A 15,463-nucleotide genomic window follows, 5' to 3' on the forward strand; every position below is an offset into this window, starting at 1 on the left:
GCGGGCTCGGCCTCTGGTGGAGAAGGCCTATTCGGCTTTGCGGGAGTTGCACGCGGAGTTGGTTCGGTGAGGTGGGGGTAGGGGTTCCGCCGGTCCCAGCGGTGGTGGCCGATGCGACTCGGGGACCCCTCGATGTGACCCTGTGATCGGGCCAAGGGCAGGTGGTGCCAACCTGCCCGATCTACCAGGGTAAGGGTCGAATCCCCCGAGTGAAATCGGCCCTGGTTCGGGGAAAGCCGTGCGTCGCCTGTGTCGTGGGTTTTGTTTTTGTTTTGCTCAGCCCGCGAAGGCGGATGAGGGTAGGCCTGTTCCTATTCCTGGTAGTACCAGTACTGAGCCCGATAGTGGTTGGGCTGTCAGCGTCGGTTCGTCCAGGCCGGTCCTGGCTGTGGTGATGTAGAGGTCCGTCAGGTCGTCGCCGCCGAAGCAGCAGGCGGTCGGTTGGGTCACCGGTAGGGCGATCTCTTGGTCTAGTTCGCCTGCTGGGGTGTAGCGGCGTACTGCCGAGCCGCCCCAGAGCGCTACCCAGACGCAGCCGTCGGCGTCCACGGTGAGGCCGTCCGGGCTGCCGTTCGTGTTCTCCACCTGGCACAGCGGGCGTCTGTTGGTGGCTTCGCCGGTGTCGACGTCGTAGTCGAGCACGTCGATCCTGTTCTCCGGCGTGTCGATGTAGTACATGCGCTTGTGGTCGGGGCTCCAGCCGATGCCGTTGCTGATGGTGACCTTGTCCAGCACGACCTTGGCCGCGCCCGTCGGTTCCACCCTGGCCAGCCAGCCGCCGCCCTGCTCCGCGTCGTAGCGCATGGTGCCCGCCCACAGCCTGCCCGCCGGGTCCACCGCCGCGTCGTTGCCGCGCACGCCGTCCCTCGCCCAGTAGACGAGCCACGTCTTGCCGCCGTCGCGGTCGACCAGGGCGATGCCGTCGCGCAGGTTCAGCACGAGGCCGCCCATCGAGCGGGGTTTCGCCGCGCCCACGTGCTGGGGCACCGACAGCACCGCGTCGTCGTTCCTGGCGGGTGCGTACCGGTGCACCTCGCTGGCCAGTACGTCCACCCACACGAGGGTGGAGCTGGACCGGTCCCAGGTTGGTCCTTCGCCCAGTTCGGCCTGGATGCGCACCGCTACTTCGATCGACACGGGACCACCTTAGGCGGCGGGTCGGGCGACCGCCCCGTTTTCGCGTTCCCGCACGTAACCTGGACCTGTGGACCCGACCCAGGTGCAGGCGCCGAAGCAGCTCTCCAAGCGGATCGTCCCGCCGAAGCCGCTGCTGTCCGCGGCCGTCGTCGTGGGGTTCGTCGCCCTCCTCTTCGTGATCGAGGGCGTCGACACCGCGCTCGGCCACTCGCTCGACGACGACGGGGTGATCCCGCGCGAGTTCGGCGAGTGGGACAACCTGATCTGGTACCCGCTGCTGCACGCCGGGTGGAGCCACCTGACCGGCAACGCCGTGCCGCTGCTGGTGCTCGGTTTCCTCGCCACCTCGGGTGGTCTCAAGCAGTTCGCGCAGGTCACGGCCGTCATCTGGTTGGCCAGCGGGCTGGGGATCTGGCTCGTCGGGTCGCCGGCCAGCCACATCGGCGCCTCCGGGTTGATCTTCGGCTACCTCTCGTTCCTGCTCGTGCGCGGCATCTTCGCGCGCGCCCCGTGGCAGATCGTGGTGGCCGTGCTGGTGTTCGTCGCGTACGGCTGGGCGCTCTGGGGAGTGCTGCCCGGCCAGCCCGGCGTGTCCTGGGAGGGCCACCTGTTCGGCGCCGTCGGCGGGGTGCTGGCGGCGTGGGGAGTGGCCAGGGACGCCCGCCGGGTGGCGACGCCAGGCCCGGCTAGTCTGCCGATGTGACTTCCGCGGACGCCCCGATCGGCATCTTCGACTCCGGCGGCGGTGGTCTCACCGTCGCTCGGGCGATCATGGACCAGCTGCCCGCCGAGCGGATCCGGTACGTCGGCGACACCGCGAACAGCCCGTACGGGCCGCTGCCGATCGCCGACGTCCGCAAGCACGCGCTGGCACTGGCCGACCGGCTCGTGGCCGACGGCGCCAAGATGATCGTGATGGCCTGCAACACCGCGTCCGCCGCCTGCCTGCGGGACGCCCGCGAGCGCTACGACGTGCCCGTGGTCGAGGTGATCGTCCCGGCCGTGCGGCGCGCGGTCGCCACCACCCGCACCGGCCGCATCGGCGTGATCGGCACCGCCAGCACGATCACCTCCGGCGCGTACCAGGACTCGTTCGCCGCCGCCCGCGGTGTCGAGGTCACGGCGGTGGCGTGCCCGAGGTTCGTCGACTTCGTGGAACGGGGCATCACGTCGGGCCGGCAGGTGCTCGGGCTCGCGCAGGCGTACCTGGAGCCGTTGCAGCAGGCCGACGTGGACACCGTCGTCCTCGGCTGCACGCACTACCCGCTGCTGACCGGCGTCCTCCAGATCGTCATGGGCGACGAGGTGACGCTGGTGTCCAGCGCGGAGGAGACGGTCAAGGACGTCATGCGCGTCCTGAACGAGCGCGACCAGTTCCGGGAGGGCGAACCCGATCAGCGGTTCAGCTGCACCGGCGACCTGGCGACGTTCACCAGGTTGGCCCGCCGGTTCCTACCCCAACTGGGTGTTTCCGCGTTTCACGCCCTGGGGTGACGTGCGACGCTCGCACGCGTGCTCTTGACGATCCTCGGCTGCTCAGGCCGCTCCCCGGGCCCGGACGCCGCAGCGTCCGGCTACCTCGTGGAGGCCGACGGCTTCCGCCTCGTGATGGACTTCGGCAGCGGTGTGCTCGCCGCGTTGCAGACCCGGTGCGACCCGTTCGCCATCGACGCGCTCGTCCTCACCCGGTTGCTGCCCGACCACTGCAGCGACCTCACCGCGCTGACCGTGCTGCGCCGCTACCACTCCGACCCGCCGTACGACACGACCGCGCGGAAGCTGGAGGTGCACGCGCCGAGCGGGGCGCCGGACCGGTTCGCCAGGGCGTACGCGGAGAACGACGAGGAACTCGCGACCACCGACCTGTCCGACGTGTACGACTTCCAGCTGCTCGTGGAGGGCACGATCCGCCGGGGGCCGTTCGAGATCAGCGTCGTGCGGACCGGGTCGGTCTTCGGCATCCGGATCGCCACCGACGAGGCGTCGCTGGTCTACGGCTCGTCGGCGGAACTCGCGTCGGGCGCCGACGTGCTGCTGGCCGAAGCGGGCTGCGGTGTGGGGGCCGTGGCGACCACCGCGGGCGTCGGGATGCTGATCCTCACGCACATCGCGCCGTGGGAGGACCCCGTGCCGCTGCTCGCCGAGGCGCGGGCCGCGTTCACCGGGCCCGTCGAACTCGCCAGGCAGGGCACCAGCTACCGGATTGGCTAGCCGTGCGGGTGGGTATCCGCTGCTACCCACCACTTGGAGGACGAAGATGCCCACCGACGTCGTCGAGCTGATCCTGGCCGACCACCGCCGGTTCGAGGAGCTGTTCCGCGACCTGCGCGACCGCACCTCGGACCGCACCGCGCTCCTCGGGGAGCTCGCGGAACTGCTCGTAGCCCACGCCGAAGCCGAGGAGTCGAAGGTCTACCCGGCGCTCAAGCGGTACAAGGAGGTCGACAGCGACGAGGTCGACCACGGCGCCGAGGAGCACGCGGAGGGCCACCAGGCGCTGCTCGCGCTGATGGAGATCTCCGACACGGAGTCGGAGGAGTGGGAGGACAAGCTCGAAGAGCTGGTCGAAGCGCTCAACCACCACGTCGACGAGGAGGAGCGGACCATCCTCAACGACGCCCGCACCGAGGTCGCCGACGAGCGCCGCGAGGAACTGGGGAAGGACTTCCTGGAGGAGCGGCAGGAGCGGATCTCCGACGGGTGCGGCGACATCGAGTACGTGCGGCGGCTGGCGAAGGCCACCGCCGACCGGATCGACTAGCCGATCCGGTCGATCCCCCGCCGCGCCGGTACGGGTGCGGCGGGGGATCGGCTAGTTTCACGGGGTGTCGAACGTCGAGGTCCGCCGAGAAGGCCAGCACGTCTTCGTCGCGTCCAACGGCCGGGGCGCCGAGGTCCGGATCGGCCGCAAGGACCAGGACGGCTCGTTCAGCCCGGTCGAGCTGCTGCTCGCCGCGGCGGCCGGGTGCGTGGCCGTGACGGCCGAAACCGCGCTCACGCGGCGGGTCGGGGAGTTCACCGCGCACGCCGAGCACGTGAGCGTCGAGGGCGCCCACGAGCTGACGACGGTGCCGGTGTCGCTCGACTACGACCTGTCCGGGTTGGACGAGGCCCAGCGCGCGGCGCTGGAGGTGGTCGTGCGCCGGGCCGTGGAGCAGCTGTGCACCGTCACCCGAACCCTGAAGGCGTCGGCGACGACCCCGCTCACCCTGCCCGGCTGACGTCCGCCGGGTCGAGCCGTTTCCCTTGCTCGGGTCGCGACCGGTCGCTGTCGTGGACACCTCGGCACGCGGCTCGCACAGCGGCGAGGTGCTCGCCGTGGAGCTGGTCCAGGTACTCCTCGGACGAGTACCACTCGGTCATCGTCCTCAGGTCGAGCGCGGCGCGGGTGTCGTCGTGATGGCGGTCCTGCCGAGCGAAGAGCCTCAAGAGCACGAGTGCCGGTGTCGACGGCACCTTGACGGGGACGTCGCCGGGCAGGAGCACGGTCCGCACCGAGTCGACCGCTTCGCGGAAGCCGAGGACGTTCACGACGTGGTCGTCCGGCCAGCGGGTCGGCGAAATCTCGCAGTTCACCGCGCTGGTGACCGCGAGCCGCCCTAGTTGACGCCCACCCCGTCCCACACGGCCGTCGCTCCGCTGTGGCCGATCCGCACGGTCTGCACGGTGCTGGCCACACCCGTGCACACGACGAGGACGGCCATGACGACCGCGATCCGCCGCCACGTCCTCGGGATCTCCGGGCTCTCGACCGCCGCCGCGCGCTCCCGGTCGGCCAGGCGGCCCGCGACCACCAGCAGCACGACCGCGAGGCCGAAGCCCAGTGCGAACGGCAGCAGGTCGTTGCCCAGGTCGGCGTGCCGCTGGATCAGCGGGTTCTCCAGGCCCGCCAGGCGGGCTTCGAGCTGTTCACCGGCCTTCTGGGCCAGGGGCACGGATCCGACGCCCACCAGGGTCAGGCCCAGCACCGGCCACGCGTACTTCGGCCGCCAGGCGGGCCGGACCGCCAGCGCGGTCGCGCACACCGCCGCGAGCGGCAGCAGCACCACCACCGCGTGGACCAGCAGCGGGTGCGCCGGGATACCTACGATCGTCCACAGGTCGTCTGCGAGTGCCATGCCTCTCCCTACGCCGGTGGGCCGTCCCCCGGTTCACCTGGCGAGCACCTTAGGGTAGGGACGTGCTGAGGACCGATGGCAGGAACGACGACGTGCTGCGCGACATCCGGATCACCCGCGGCTACCAGCAGTGGCCCGCGGGGTCGGTGCTGGTGGAGTTCGGCAACACCAGGGTGCTGTGCGCCGCGAGCGTGACCGAGGGCGTCCCGAGGTGGCGGGCGGGGTCCGGGCTCGGCTGGGTGACGGCCGAGTACGCGATGCTCCCCTCCGCGACCCACACCCGCAGCGACCGGGAGGCCGTGAAGGGCAGGATCGGCGGCCGGACCCACGAGATCAGCAGGCTGATCGGCCGCTCGCTGAGGGCGTGCATCGACCTGGCCGCGCTGGGCGAGAACACCATCGTCATCGACTGCGACGTCATCCAGGCCGACGGCGGCACCCGCACCGCGGCCGTGACCGGCGGCTACGTCGCGCTGGCCGACGCGATCACGTGGCTGGGCGCGGCGGGCAGGCTGGCCGACCCGAAGCCGTTGGCGTGCGCCGTGTCCGCCGTCTCGGTGGGTGTCGTCGACGGCCGCGTCCGCCTCGACCTCCCGTACGAGGAGGACTCGCGCGCGGAGGTCGACATGAACGTCGTCGCCACCGACGCCGGGACGCTGATCGAGGTCCAGGGCACCGGTGAGGGCGCCACCTTCGCCCGGTCCACCCTGGACAAGATGCTCGACTTCGCCCTGGAGGGCTGCGCCGAGCTGAACCGCCTCCAGGCCGAGGCGCTGGCCCTCCCGTACCCCGGCGTGCTGCCGGAGCCGAAGCCGAAGAAGTCCCGCTCATGACCAAGCTGCTGCTGGCGTCCCGCAACGCGAAGAAGCTCGGCGAACTCCGCCGCATCCTGGCAGCCGAGGGCCTGGAGGGCATCGAGGTCATCGGCCTGGACGACGTGCCGTCCTTCCCGGAGGCCCCGGAGACCGACCCGACGTTCGAGGGCAACGCGCTGGCGAAGGCCCGCGACGCCGCCGCCGCGACGGGCCTGCCGTCGGTGGCCGACGACTCGGGCATCGCGATCGACGCCCTGAACGGCATGCCGGGCGTGCTGTCGGCCCGCTGGTCCGGCAGGCACGGCGACGACCAGGCCAACGTGGACCTCGTCCTGGCGCAGCTGGGCGACGTCCCGGACGACCGCCGCGGCGGCGGGTTCGTGTGCGCGGCGGCCCTGGTGGTGCCCGACGGCGAGTCGACGGTGGTCCGCGGCGAGTGGCGCGGCACCATCACGCGCTCGATGAGGGGCGCCAACGGCTTCGGCTACGACCCGATCTTCGTGCCCGAGGGGCACGAGGTCACCTCCGCCGAGCTGAGCGCGGAGGAGAAGGACGCGCTGTCCCACCGCGGTCGCGCGCTCCGCCTGCTGCTGCCGAACCTGAGGGCACTGGCCTAGTCGTGCTCGACGCGGACACCGGGCCCAGCTCGTCGGGGCCCGGTGTCCGCGTGGCCGACCGGCGTCTCGACCTGGCCGTCCTGGACGGCCAGGCCCGCCGCGGGCACCGGCTCCCGCTGGTCGCCGACCTGGTGCCCGGAATCCCGCGGACGGGTGATCAGGCGGGCAGCTCGCGCAGCAGCTTGGCCACGTGGCCGGTGGCGCGGACGTTGTACATCGCCTTCGCGATCTTGCCCTCGGCGTCCACGAGGAACGTCGAGCGGATCACGCCGACCACGGTCCTGCCGTAGTTCTGCTTCTCGCCGTACGCGCCCCACTCCGCCAGGACCGACCGGTCCACATCGGACAGCAGCGGGAAGTTCAGTCCCTCGGCCGCGGCGAACTCGGCCAGCTTCTCCGGCTTGTCGGGGGAGACGCCGACGACGTCGTAGCCGGACTCGCCGAGCACGCCGAGGCTGTCGCGGAAGTCGCACGCCTGCTTGGTGCAGCCGGGCGTGCTCGCCGCCGGGTAGAAGTAGACGACGACGGACCGGCCCAGGTAGTCCGACAGGGAGACCGGCTTGCCCCCGCTGTCGGGGAGGGTGAACGCCGGCGCCTGGTCGCCGGGGGAGAGGCGCTTCTGCTCGCTCATGTCACGAGACGGTACTCAGGCCTGGCCCTCGAAGGTGGCGCTGGGTTCCTGGCCCGCCCCGTTCGGTTCCACGACCAGCCGCATGAGCACGGGCTCCTCGGGCGCCACGAACGCCAGGGTGAACGTGGTGTCGCGGCCCGGCGGGAGTTCGCGCACCGCGGTGGCGATGCCGTTGAGCCCCTGCACCGAGTCGATCACCTCCTGGGCGGACCGGCCGTTGCTGAGCGCGCGGATCGACAGCTGGGTGGGGCGGTACTCGGTCTTGCTGCCGTTGGTGATCGTCACGCTGAACACGGCCATGCGGGGCGCCTGCGGGAACGCCGTGGAGCTGGGCTGGAGCGACTTCGGCTGGGCGATCGTGATCGACAGGCCGGTCGTCCACACGTGCTGGGCGCCGAAGGCGGTGTGCGGGGAGGCTTCGGCCACGCCGCCCTTGCGGACGGACGGGGCTTCACCGGCTTGGGCCACGGGTGCGCTGACGAGATCGGGGGCGTCCGCACATCCCGCCACGGCCAGGGTCAGGCAGATGCCGACGGCCAGTTTGGCGAACTTCACGAACTCCCCTTTCCGCCCTGGCGGTGGGCGCGACTGCGACTGCCACCACCATGACGGTGTTTTGGGAGGAGCGGGGGCGATTTGGGTGCTTGATTCGCACCTGGTGCCGGGATGTGGCCAAGCCGTGATGACCAGCGGCCGACGGCGTGGGCGGCACCACAGGGGCACCACCCACGCCGATCGCGGCGGCGGCCGATCTTTCGTGCTGCACTCCGGGCCCGAAGGCCCGGCGGTAGTTGAGCGCGTCGGGGGGCGTGCGCGCTCAACTACGACATCGCGCGGTGCTCGGCAGGTGCTACAGCCCCTCCTCCGATTCACCCGTTCGGGTTAGTTGATCACACGCTGACCGAGCGGCCCGCCAGCTCGGCGACCAGCTCGTACGACCTCATCCGGTCGGCGTTGGAGTGCACCATCGTCGAGACCATCAGCTCGTCGGCCCGCGTGTCGTCGAGCAGCTCGGCCAGCTCGGCGTCGACGGTCGCGGGGTCACCGATGATCATCGACGACGCCCTGTCCTCGATGAACATCCGCTCGACGTCGCTGTACGGGTGCTCGGCCGCCTCCTCCGGGGAGGGGAACAGACCGGGGTTGCCGCCGCGCAGGCGCAGGAACGCCAGGCCGGAGGGGCCGGCGATCCACCGGGCGTGCTCGGTGGTGTCGGCCGCGATCACGGCGGCGCACACCATCGCGTACGGCTCGCTCAGCACCGCGGACGGCCGGAAGTTCTGCCGGTACAGCGCGAGCGCGGGCAGCGTGTTCTCCGCGCTGAAGTGGTGGGCGAACGCGAAGGGCAGGCCGAGCAGGCCCGCGACCTGGGCGCTGTAGCCGCTGGAGCCCAGCAGCCACACCGGCGGCCTGGTTCCGGGGCTGGGCACCGCGGTGACGGCCTCGGTCCCGTCGAAGTAGCCCATCAGCTCGGTGAGCTGCTGCGGGAAGTCCTCGGCCGACAGCGTTCCCGTGGACCGGCGCAGCGCGCGGGCGGTCTTCTGGTCCGTGCCGGGCGCGCGCCCGATGCCGAGGTCGATGCGGTCGGGGTGCAGCGCGGCCAGCGTGCCGAACTGCTCGGCGACGACGAGCGGCGCGTGGTTCGGCAGCATCACGCCGCCGGAGCCGACGCGGAGCCTGGCCGTGGCGGCGGCGACGTGGCCGATCAGGACGGCGGGCGCGGAGCTGGCGATGCCCGGCATCCCGTGGTGCTCGGCGAGCCAGAACCGGTGGTAGCCCAGGCCCTCGACGTGCCGGGCGAGTTCCGTGGTGTCCCGCAGCGCCGCTGTCGCGTTCGACCCGCTGCCGATCGTGGCCAGGTCGAGGACGGACAGCGGCACGTCGCGGAGTCGGCTCATGCAACGGCCAACGGCGGGCACGGGCGGGAACATTCCCGCCCGTGCCGCCGGTCACAGCGCTCAGCCGCCGATGATCCGGTCAGCCAGGTAGACGGCCCTGGTCAGGGCCGTGATGCGGTGTGCGGACTCGTCCCACGTGGTGCCCTCGGGCTCCAGCGTCAGCACGGCCATGATCTTGCGGCCGTACGTGCCGGTGGTGTGCATCGCGGGCCGGATGAGGTCCGGGACGTCGGCGCGCTCCGGGCCGTCCTTCGACGCGCCGAGGTCCCGGCGCGGCTTCGGCTCCACGCACGGGCGCGGCGGCACGTCGCCGAACCGCGACCAGCCCTGTTTGAACGCCACCCGGCCGGGCACGGCGGACGGGATGCCGAACGACTGGTCGAACCCGTCGGTCGCGCACGTGGTGGCCTGGTGGAGGTTGCCCATCACGAAGTCGCGGACCGGTGCGGGGGCGTCCTCCAGCACGTGCCGGTAGATCGTGATGACGTCGGCGGCGCTGAGGGCGGTGTAGCCCCAGAATCCGACGTTCACCGGAGGAGCGGTGTCGCGCAGCCCGAGCCGCACGACGGCGCGTTCCACGATCTTCTCCCAGCCGAGCCGCACCCACAGCTCGCTGGCCGCGTCGTCGTCGCTGGACCGCAGCATCGGCACCAGCAGGGCGAGGTCGGCTTCCGGGATCGGTGTGCCCGCGCCGTTGGTCTCGAAGTAGTCCAGCGCGATCAGGATCTTCACGATCGAGGCCGACCGGATCCGCTGGTGCTCGTTGAACCGCAGGGTGGAGCGCCCGGAGTCGCGGTCGTACACGGCGAACGCGACCGTCACGTCCGGTGGTGCCGCGGCGCGGGCGTCGGTGGCCGGATCGGCGCGGGCGGGTACTGCCGCGGCCGTCACGAGCGCGAGCGCGAGGACCGTCGAAAGGATCTTGTGCACCTCGCCGAACCTAGCGCTGTGACGGAGGCGACGGAAGCGGGTCCGGGTCCCGTGCGTTCTACCGGGTGTGATCAGCGTGGACGTCGTGGTGGTCGGGGCGGGGCAGGCCGGGCTGTCCGCCGGGTACTTCCTGGGGCGGGCCGGGATCGACCACGTGGTCCTGGACGCCGACCGGGGTCCCGGCGGTGCGTGGCAGCACCGCTGGCCGACGCTGCGGATGGCGACCGTCCACGGCATCCACGACCTGCCCGCGATGCCGTTCGAGGTCGTGGACGAGAACGCGCCCGCCAACGAGGTGCTGCCCGCGTACTTCGCGGACTTCGAGCGCCGCAACGGGATCCACGTCCGGCGGCCGGTGTCCGTGACGGCCGTCCGCGACGGCGGGGACGGCCGACTGCTGGTCGAGAGCGCCGGTGAGACCTGGTCCGCCCGCGCGCTGGTCAACGCCACGGGCACGTGGACCCACCCGTTCTGGCCGCGCTACCCCGGCCAGGAGCTGTTCCGGGGCCGCCAGCTGCACACCGCGAACTACGCGGGGCCCGAGGAGTTCGCCGGGCAGCACGTGGTCGTCGTCGGTGGCGGCTCGTCGGCCGTGCAGCTCCAGCTGGAGATCCAGCAGGTCGCCACGACCACGTGGGTGACCCGCCGCGAGCCGCTGTTCACCGACGAGCCGTTCACCCACGACACCGGTCGCGCCGTCGTGGCGCGGGTCGACGAGGCCGTGCGCGCGGGCCGTCCGCCCGCCAGCGTCGTCAGCGTGACCGGCCTGTTCCGCACCCCGCGGATCCGCGCCGCGCAGGAGGCCGGGCTCATGGACCGGCTGCCGGTGTTCGACCGCCTCACGCCCACGGGTGCGGCCTGGGACGACGGCCGCGAGGTGCGGGCCGACGCGGTCCTGTGGGCCACCGGGTTCCGGGCCGCGATCGACCACCTCGCCCCGCTGAAGCTGCGCGGACCCGGCGGGGGCATCAAGGTCGACGGCACCCGCGTGGTCGCCGACCCGCGCGTCCACCTGGTGGGGTACGGGCCGTCGGCCAGCACCGTCGGCGCGTCGCGCGCGGGCCGCGCGGCCGTGCGGGAGATCAAGGAGCTGCTGGCCCCCGTGCCGGTCGGCTGAGCGCGGCCTCCGCGTCGGCGACGCCCCCACCCGTGGCACGCTTGTCCGCGGCTGCGCGGGGACACGGTGACGAGCGGGGGAACGGCCGGTGGGGACAGCGGTTCGGGTGCTCGCGGGGCTGCTGCTCGGTTTCTGCTGCGCCGTGGTCGAACTGCCGCTGCTCGCGGTCGCCTGGGCGTCCGGTGGTGTGGTCGCGCGGCTCGCGGAGCTGGAACGCCGACGGCTGCTGGTGTTCCTCGGCGTCGACAGCGCGGAACCCCTCGACCGGCAGGCGCTGCGGTTCGTCGTCGTGCGCGCGCTGGTCGGTCTGCTCGGCGGGGTCGTGCTGGCCTGGCTGTGCTACGGGCTCTACTGGGCCGCCGTCATCGCCTGGCGGCTGGCCACCGGTGAACTGGGGCCGTCGAGCCTGGTCGAGGTCGGCTGGACGGCGCTGATCGGCGTCGTCCTGCTGTTCGTGGAGGTGCGGGGGATCCTCGGCGTCGTCGCGCTGGAACGCGCGGTCGCCCACCGGTTCCTCGGTCCCGGCGAGCGGGAACTGCTCCAGCGGCGCGTCGAGCAGCTGGCGCTGAGCCGCGCGGGCGTCGTGGAGGCGGTGGACGCCGAACGGCGGCGCATCGAACGCGACCTGCACGACGGCGTGCAGCAGCGGCTGGTGGCGCTGGGGATGCTGCTCGGGCGCGCCCGGCGGAACCCGGCGAAGGCGGACGAGCTGCTGCGCCAGGCGCACGAGGAGTCCGCGCTGGTGCTGGAGGACCTGCGCGAGGTGGCCTGGCGGGTCTACCCGACGGCGCTCGACTCGCTCGGGCTCGGCGAGGCCCTGGCGGCCGTGGCCGACCGGTCGGCCGTCCCGGTGCGGTTCACCGTCGACCTGGACGGGGAGGTGGCCGCCGCGGTGGGGACGGCGGCGTACTTCGTGGTGTGCGAGGCGGTGACCAACGCGGCGAAGCACTCCGGCGCGAGCGGGATCACCGTGGAGGTTCGTCGGGACGAGGGGGTCGTGAGCGTGCTGGTTCGGGACGACGGACGCGGGGGAGCGGACCCGGACGGCGGCGGCCTCGCCGGACTGGCGCGGCGGGTGGCCGCGCTGGACGGCCGGTTCGGCGTGAGCAGCCCGGTCGGTGGACCGACCTCGATCACCGCGGAACTGCCGTGCGGGTGATCCTGGCCGAGGACTCGACGCTGCTGCGCGAAGGACTGGTGCGGCTGCTGGTCGAGGAGGGGCACGACGTCGTCGCGGCGGTGGGCGACGCCGCCGCGCTGGTGCCCGCCGTCGCCGCCCACCTGCCGGACGTGGTCGTGGCGGACGTGCGGATGCCCCCGACGAACACCGACGAGGGCCTGCGCGCGGCGCTGGAGATCCGCCGCCGCTGGCCCTCGGTCGGGGTGCTCGTCCTGTCGCAGTACGTGGAGAAGCGGTACGCCGTCGACCTGCTCACCGAGCACTCCGAGGGGGTCGGCTACCTGCTCAAGGACCGGGTCGTGCGGGTCGACGAGTTCCTGGACGCCCTGCGGAGGGTCGGGTCGGGCGGGGTCGCGTTCGACCCCGAGGTGGTGCGGCAGCTCCTGTCCCGCACCGGTCGCGAGATCGGCGCGCTGACGCCGCGGGAGCGGGAGGTGCTGGCGGCGATGGCCGAGGGCTGCACCAACGCGACGATCGCCGACCGGTTGCACGTGTCGCGGAGCGCGGTGGAGAAGCACGTGGCGGGCGTGTTCGACAAGCTCGGCCTGTCCTCGGTGGAGGGGCGCAGCCGGAGGGTGCTGGCCGTGCTGCGCTACCTCGGGTCGTGACTCCCCTGCTTGCGCTTGGACAGCCTCGACGTGATGAACCACGCCAGGCCGGTTCCCGCCGCCACGAGGACCGCGGTGGAGACGTAGCCCGCGTACTGCTCGACGAGGTGCCACTTCTCGCCGAGCAGGTAACCGGCCATGATCAGCGTGGTGTTCCAGATCAGGCTGCCCGCCGCTGTCAGGCCGATGAACTTCGGGAGCGGCATCCTCTCGATGCCCGCGGGGATGGAGATGAGGCTGCGGAAGAGGGGGAGCATCCGGCCGAAGAACACGGCCTTGGAACCGTGCTCGGCGAACCAGTCCTCGGTCTTGTCCACGTCGGAGACGTCTACCAGGGGGAGTTTCTTGGCGATGGCCCGGATTCTTTCCCGGCCCAGCAGCGCGCCCAGGTAGTAGAGGGCCAGAGCACCCACGACGGAGCCCGCCGTGGTCCACGTGATCGCCGCCGCCAGGTTCATCCCGCCCCTGCTGGCGGTGAAGCCCGCCAGGGGGAGGAAGAGTTCGCTGGGCAGAGGGGGGAACAGGTTCTCCAGGGCGATGGCTATGCCGGCGCCAGGGGCGCCCAACGTCGTCATCAGGCCCGTTACCCACTCGACGACCGTTGATATGGGGTTGCTCATGTCCTCCAAGCTAGGCAAGGGCTGCTGAGGGGCGCCATGGTGGCGGCCCCCCTGATGGGCTGTGGTTCGTTTCAAGTACCCCTGTCGTGGGCGGGTAAAACGCTTGCGGAATGCCGCGTGCTCTAGCGGGCGAGGCGGTCCAGCAGTTCGCCGAGCAGCGCGTGTTCGCCAGGGGTGAGGTCGCCGGGGTCGTTGTCGACCAGCGCGCGCAACGTCAGTGCGGCGCTCGGACGGGTCGCGGGGGCGTCGGCGGAGGGCGTGTGCAGGACTCCGGCCAGCGCGGCCTCGCGGACGCGTCCGGACAGTTCGAAGTCGGGCTCCGGCTGGCTGATCAGGGTGAGCGTGATGCCGACGTTGGCGGCGAGCACCTGTTCGGCGGCGTCGTCCGCGGGCACCTTGAGCAGGCCTCGGGCGGCGGCGGCGGTGAACCGCTCGCGCAACGCGGCGTGCGCGGGAGCGGTGATGGCGCAGGGCTTGCCCGGCTCGGCACGGCCGTACAGCAGCCCGTAGAACGACGGGTGCTCCAGCCCGAACCGCACGTGCCTGTCCCAGCCCTCGCGCAGGTCGCTCAGCGGGTCACCGGAGCTCTCGACCGCCGTGTACTGGGTGAAGCCGTGGTTCACCACGGCGTCGATCAGGCCCTGCTTGCTGCCGAAGTGGTGGTACAGCGTCGGGGCCTGCACCCCGGCGCGTTCGCACACCGCCCTCGTGGACACCGTGCCGCCACCCTCCAGCAACTCCGCCGCGGCGAGCAGGAGTCGATCCCGTGCGTTCTGCATGGTTGCTATAGTAGCTCATGTAGCGCTACATTGCCGTCTATAGCGAAAGGGGAAGTCCATGAAGACATGGTTCATCACCGGTGGGACGCCCGGAGGGTTCGGCCAGGTCTACGCCGAGGCCGCCCTTGAACAGGGCGATCAGGTGGTGTTGACCGCACGTCGGCCCTCTGAACTGCAAGAATGGGCTGAACCGCACGGCGACCGCGTGCTGGTCCTCCAGCTCGACGTCACCGATGCCGAGCAGGTGCGTGCAGCGGTCAAGGCGGCGGAGGAGCGGTTCGGCGGGATCGACGTGCTCGTCAACAACGCGGGCCGTGGCTGGTACGGCTCGGTCGAGGGGACCCCTGACGAGACGATCCGCCGCACGTTCGACCTCAACCTGTTCGCCGTGGTCGAGGTGATCCGCGCGGTCCTGCCGGGTATGCGGGCACGCGGCGACGGCTGGATCGTGACCATGTCGTCGGTGGCAGGCCTCGTCGGCGCACACGGCTTCGGCTACTACGCGGCGGCGAAGTTCGCGGTCGAAGGACTGTCGGAGGCACTGCGCCACGAGGTTGAGCCGTTCGGCGTGCGCGTGCTCGTCGTGGAGCCGGGAGCGTTCCGCACCAAGGCCTTCGCCTACTTCCAGAACGAGCCCGTCAACGAGACCGTCGACGCCTACGTGCCGATGGTCGAGGGCGTCAAGGCGGCGTTCGTGGACCACAACGGCAAGCAAGCGGGTGACCCCGAACGCGGAGTGCGGGCCGTGATCAGCGCGATGAACGCACCCGTTCCGCCGCACCGGATCGTGCTCGGCAACTCCGGCTACGACGCCGTTGTCGCGATGCACGAGAACGCGCTCGCGGAGCTGCGCGCGAACGAGGAGCTCTCCCGCGGAGCGGACTTCTGAGCCTGGTGCCGACTCGACCCCTGGTCGGGACTCCGAGCTGATCACCGCGCCGCACGGCCCGTGCCGGGTTGCCACCCGCATCGCCACCGTGCCATCGAGGTGCCGCAAGAACGTGCCCGCACGC

The 15,463-nt window shown here is 71.8% G+C and carries 20 protein-coding genes; 11 read left to right on the forward strand and 9 right to left on the reverse strand.

What is annotated here, in order from left to right; translation table 11 throughout:
• Positions 1 to 276: 276 nt before the first annotated feature.
• On the reverse strand, positions 277 to 1,137 hold the full coding sequence (locus tag VFZ92_RS16190) for an SMP-30/gluconolactonase/LRE family protein (protein ID WP_330876758.1): 861 nt from the start codon (positions 1,135 to 1,137) through the stop codon (positions 277 to 279).
• Between the two features lie 67 nt (positions 1,138 to 1,204).
• On the opposite strand from VFZ92_RS16190, the gene VFZ92_RS16195 reads away from it, so the two are divergent.
• The 5 genes from VFZ92_RS16195 (at position 1,205) to VFZ92_RS16215 (ending at position 4,358) form a co-directional block, all read left to right on the forward strand.
• Positions 1,205 to 1,840, forward strand: a complete 636-nt coding sequence (locus VFZ92_RS16195) for a rhomboid family intramembrane serine protease (protein ID WP_330876759.1) — start codon at positions 1,205 to 1,207, stop codon at positions 1,838 to 1,840.
• Positions 1,837 to 2,631 carry a glutamate racemase gene (gene murI / locus VFZ92_RS16200; protein ID WP_330876760.1) on the forward strand — a complete coding sequence of 265 codons (795 nt, stop codon included), beginning with the start codon at positions 1,837 to 1,839 and terminating at the stop codon, positions 2,629 to 2,631. Before VFZ92_RS16195 ends, murI begins: the two co-directional genes overlap by 4 nt.
• 18 nt (positions 2,632 to 2,649) lie before the next feature.
• The gene (locus VFZ92_RS16205) at positions 2,650 to 3,348 is read left to right on the forward strand and encodes an MBL fold metallo-hydrolase (protein WP_330876761.1); all 699 of its coding nucleotides are present in this window, start codon (positions 2,650 to 2,652) and stop codon (positions 3,346 to 3,348) included.
• Between the two features lie 46 nt (positions 3,349 to 3,394).
• Positions 3,395 to 3,898, forward strand: a complete 504-nt coding sequence (locus VFZ92_RS16210) for a hemerythrin domain-containing protein (RefSeq protein WP_330876762.1) — start codon at positions 3,395 to 3,397, stop codon at positions 3,896 to 3,898.
• Between the two features lie 64 nt (positions 3,899 to 3,962).
• Complete coding sequence (locus tag VFZ92_RS16215; RefSeq protein WP_330876763.1) at positions 3,963 to 4,358, forward strand: OsmC family protein; 396 nt, start codon at positions 3,963 to 3,965, stop codon at positions 4,356 to 4,358.
• Here VFZ92_RS16215 and VFZ92_RS16220 read toward each other — a convergent pair.
• Together VFZ92_RS16220 and VFZ92_RS16225 are read right to left on the reverse strand one after the other, a co-directional pair.
• On the reverse strand, positions 4,342 to 4,713 hold the full coding sequence (locus VFZ92_RS16220) for a hypothetical protein (RefSeq protein WP_330876764.1): 372 nt from the start codon (positions 4,711 to 4,713) through the stop codon (positions 4,342 to 4,344). The two genes, VFZ92_RS16215 and VFZ92_RS16220, sit on opposite strands and share 17 nt — an antisense overlap.
• A 23-nt stretch (positions 4,714 to 4,736) precedes the next feature.
• Positions 4,737 to 5,255 carry a DUF2231 domain-containing protein gene (locus tag VFZ92_RS16225; protein WP_330876765.1) on the reverse strand — a complete coding sequence of 173 codons (519 nt, stop codon included), beginning with the start codon at positions 5,253 to 5,255 and terminating at the stop codon, positions 4,737 to 4,739.
• Between the two features lie 62 nt (positions 5,256 to 5,317).
• On the opposite strand from VFZ92_RS16225, the gene rph reads away from it, so the two are divergent.
• Positions 5,318 to 6,088 carry a ribonuclease PH gene (gene rph, locus VFZ92_RS16230; protein WP_330876766.1) on the forward strand — a complete coding sequence of 257 codons (771 nt, stop codon included), beginning with the start codon at positions 5,318 to 5,320 and terminating at the stop codon, positions 6,086 to 6,088.
• The gene (rdgB, locus tag VFZ92_RS16235; protein WP_330876767.1) at positions 6,085 to 6,687 is read left to right on the forward strand and encodes an RdgB/HAM1 family non-canonical purine NTP pyrophosphatase; all 603 of its coding nucleotides are present in this window, start codon (positions 6,085 to 6,087) and stop codon (positions 6,685 to 6,687) included. Before rph ends, rdgB begins: the two co-directional genes overlap by 4 nt.
• Before the next feature lie 157 nt (positions 6,688 to 6,844).
• Here rdgB and bcp read toward each other — a convergent pair whose 3' ends face one another.
• The 4 genes from bcp to VFZ92_RS16255 form a co-directional block, all read right to left on the reverse strand.
• On the reverse strand, positions 6,845 to 7,318 hold the full coding sequence (gene bcp, locus VFZ92_RS16240; protein ID WP_330876768.1) for a thioredoxin-dependent thiol peroxidase: 474 nt from the start codon (positions 7,316 to 7,318) through the stop codon (positions 6,845 to 6,847).
• A gap of 15 nt (positions 7,319 to 7,333) precedes the next feature.
• The gene (locus tag VFZ92_RS16245) at positions 7,334 to 7,873 is read right to left on the reverse strand and encodes a hypothetical protein (protein WP_330876769.1); all 540 of its coding nucleotides are present in this window, start codon (positions 7,871 to 7,873) and stop codon (positions 7,334 to 7,336) included.
• 335 nt (positions 7,874 to 8,208) lie between these two features.
• Entirely contained in the window at positions 8,209 to 9,216 is a 1,008-nt protein-coding gene (locus VFZ92_RS16250) for an LLM class flavin-dependent oxidoreductase (protein WP_330876770.1), read from the reverse strand.
• 60 nt (positions 9,217 to 9,276) lie between these two features.
• Positions 9,277 to 10,146 (reverse strand): hypothetical protein, encoded by an 870-nt coding sequence (locus VFZ92_RS16255; RefSeq protein ID WP_330876771.1) that lies wholly within the window; start codon positions 10,144 to 10,146, stop codon positions 9,277 to 9,279.
• Between the two features lie 67 nt (positions 10,147 to 10,213).
• On the opposite strand from VFZ92_RS16255, the gene VFZ92_RS16260 reads away from it, so the two are divergent.
• From VFZ92_RS16260 to VFZ92_RS16270, 3 genes are all read left to right on the forward strand, one after another.
• On the forward strand, positions 10,214 to 11,263 hold the full coding sequence (locus VFZ92_RS16260) for an NAD(P)-binding domain-containing protein (protein WP_330876772.1): 1,050 nt from the start codon (positions 10,214 to 10,216) through the stop codon (positions 11,261 to 11,263).
• An 88-nt stretch (positions 11,264 to 11,351) separates the two neighbouring features.
• Entirely contained in the window at positions 11,352 to 12,422 is a 1,071-nt protein-coding gene (locus VFZ92_RS16265; RefSeq protein ID WP_330876773.1) for a sensor histidine kinase, read from the forward strand.
• Positions 12,413 to 13,051, forward strand: a complete 639-nt coding sequence (locus VFZ92_RS16270; RefSeq protein WP_330876774.1) for a response regulator transcription factor — start codon at positions 12,413 to 12,415, stop codon at positions 13,049 to 13,051. Before VFZ92_RS16265 ends, VFZ92_RS16270 begins: the two co-directional genes overlap by 10 nt.
• Here the strand turns inward: VFZ92_RS16270 and VFZ92_RS16275 are convergent.
• Positions 13,036 to 13,671 (reverse strand): DedA family protein, encoded by a 636-nt coding sequence (locus tag VFZ92_RS16275; protein WP_330876775.1) that lies wholly within the window; start codon positions 13,669 to 13,671, stop codon positions 13,036 to 13,038. The genes VFZ92_RS16270 and VFZ92_RS16275 overlap by 16 nt on opposite strands.
• Positions 13,672 to 13,793: 122 nt before the next feature.
• The gene (locus VFZ92_RS16280) at positions 13,794 to 14,450 is read right to left on the reverse strand and encodes a TetR/AcrR family transcriptional regulator (RefSeq protein ID WP_330876776.1); all 657 of its coding nucleotides are present in this window, start codon (positions 14,448 to 14,450) and stop codon (positions 13,794 to 13,796) included.
• Between the two features lie 58 nt (positions 14,451 to 14,508).
• Here VFZ92_RS16280 and VFZ92_RS16285 point away from each other — a divergent pair, with 58 nt between their 5' ends.
• Positions 14,509 to 15,339: an SDR family NAD(P)-dependent oxidoreductase gene (locus VFZ92_RS16285; RefSeq protein WP_330876777.1), complete on the forward strand. Its 831-nt coding sequence runs from the start codon at positions 14,509 to 14,511 to the stop codon at positions 15,337 to 15,339.
• Positions 15,340 to 15,463 lie beyond the last annotated feature (124 nt).

It is taken from the genome of Umezawaea sp. (genome assembly GCF_036375055.1).
GTDB lineage: Bacteria > Actinomycetota > Actinomycetes > Mycobacteriales > Pseudonocardiaceae > Umezawaea.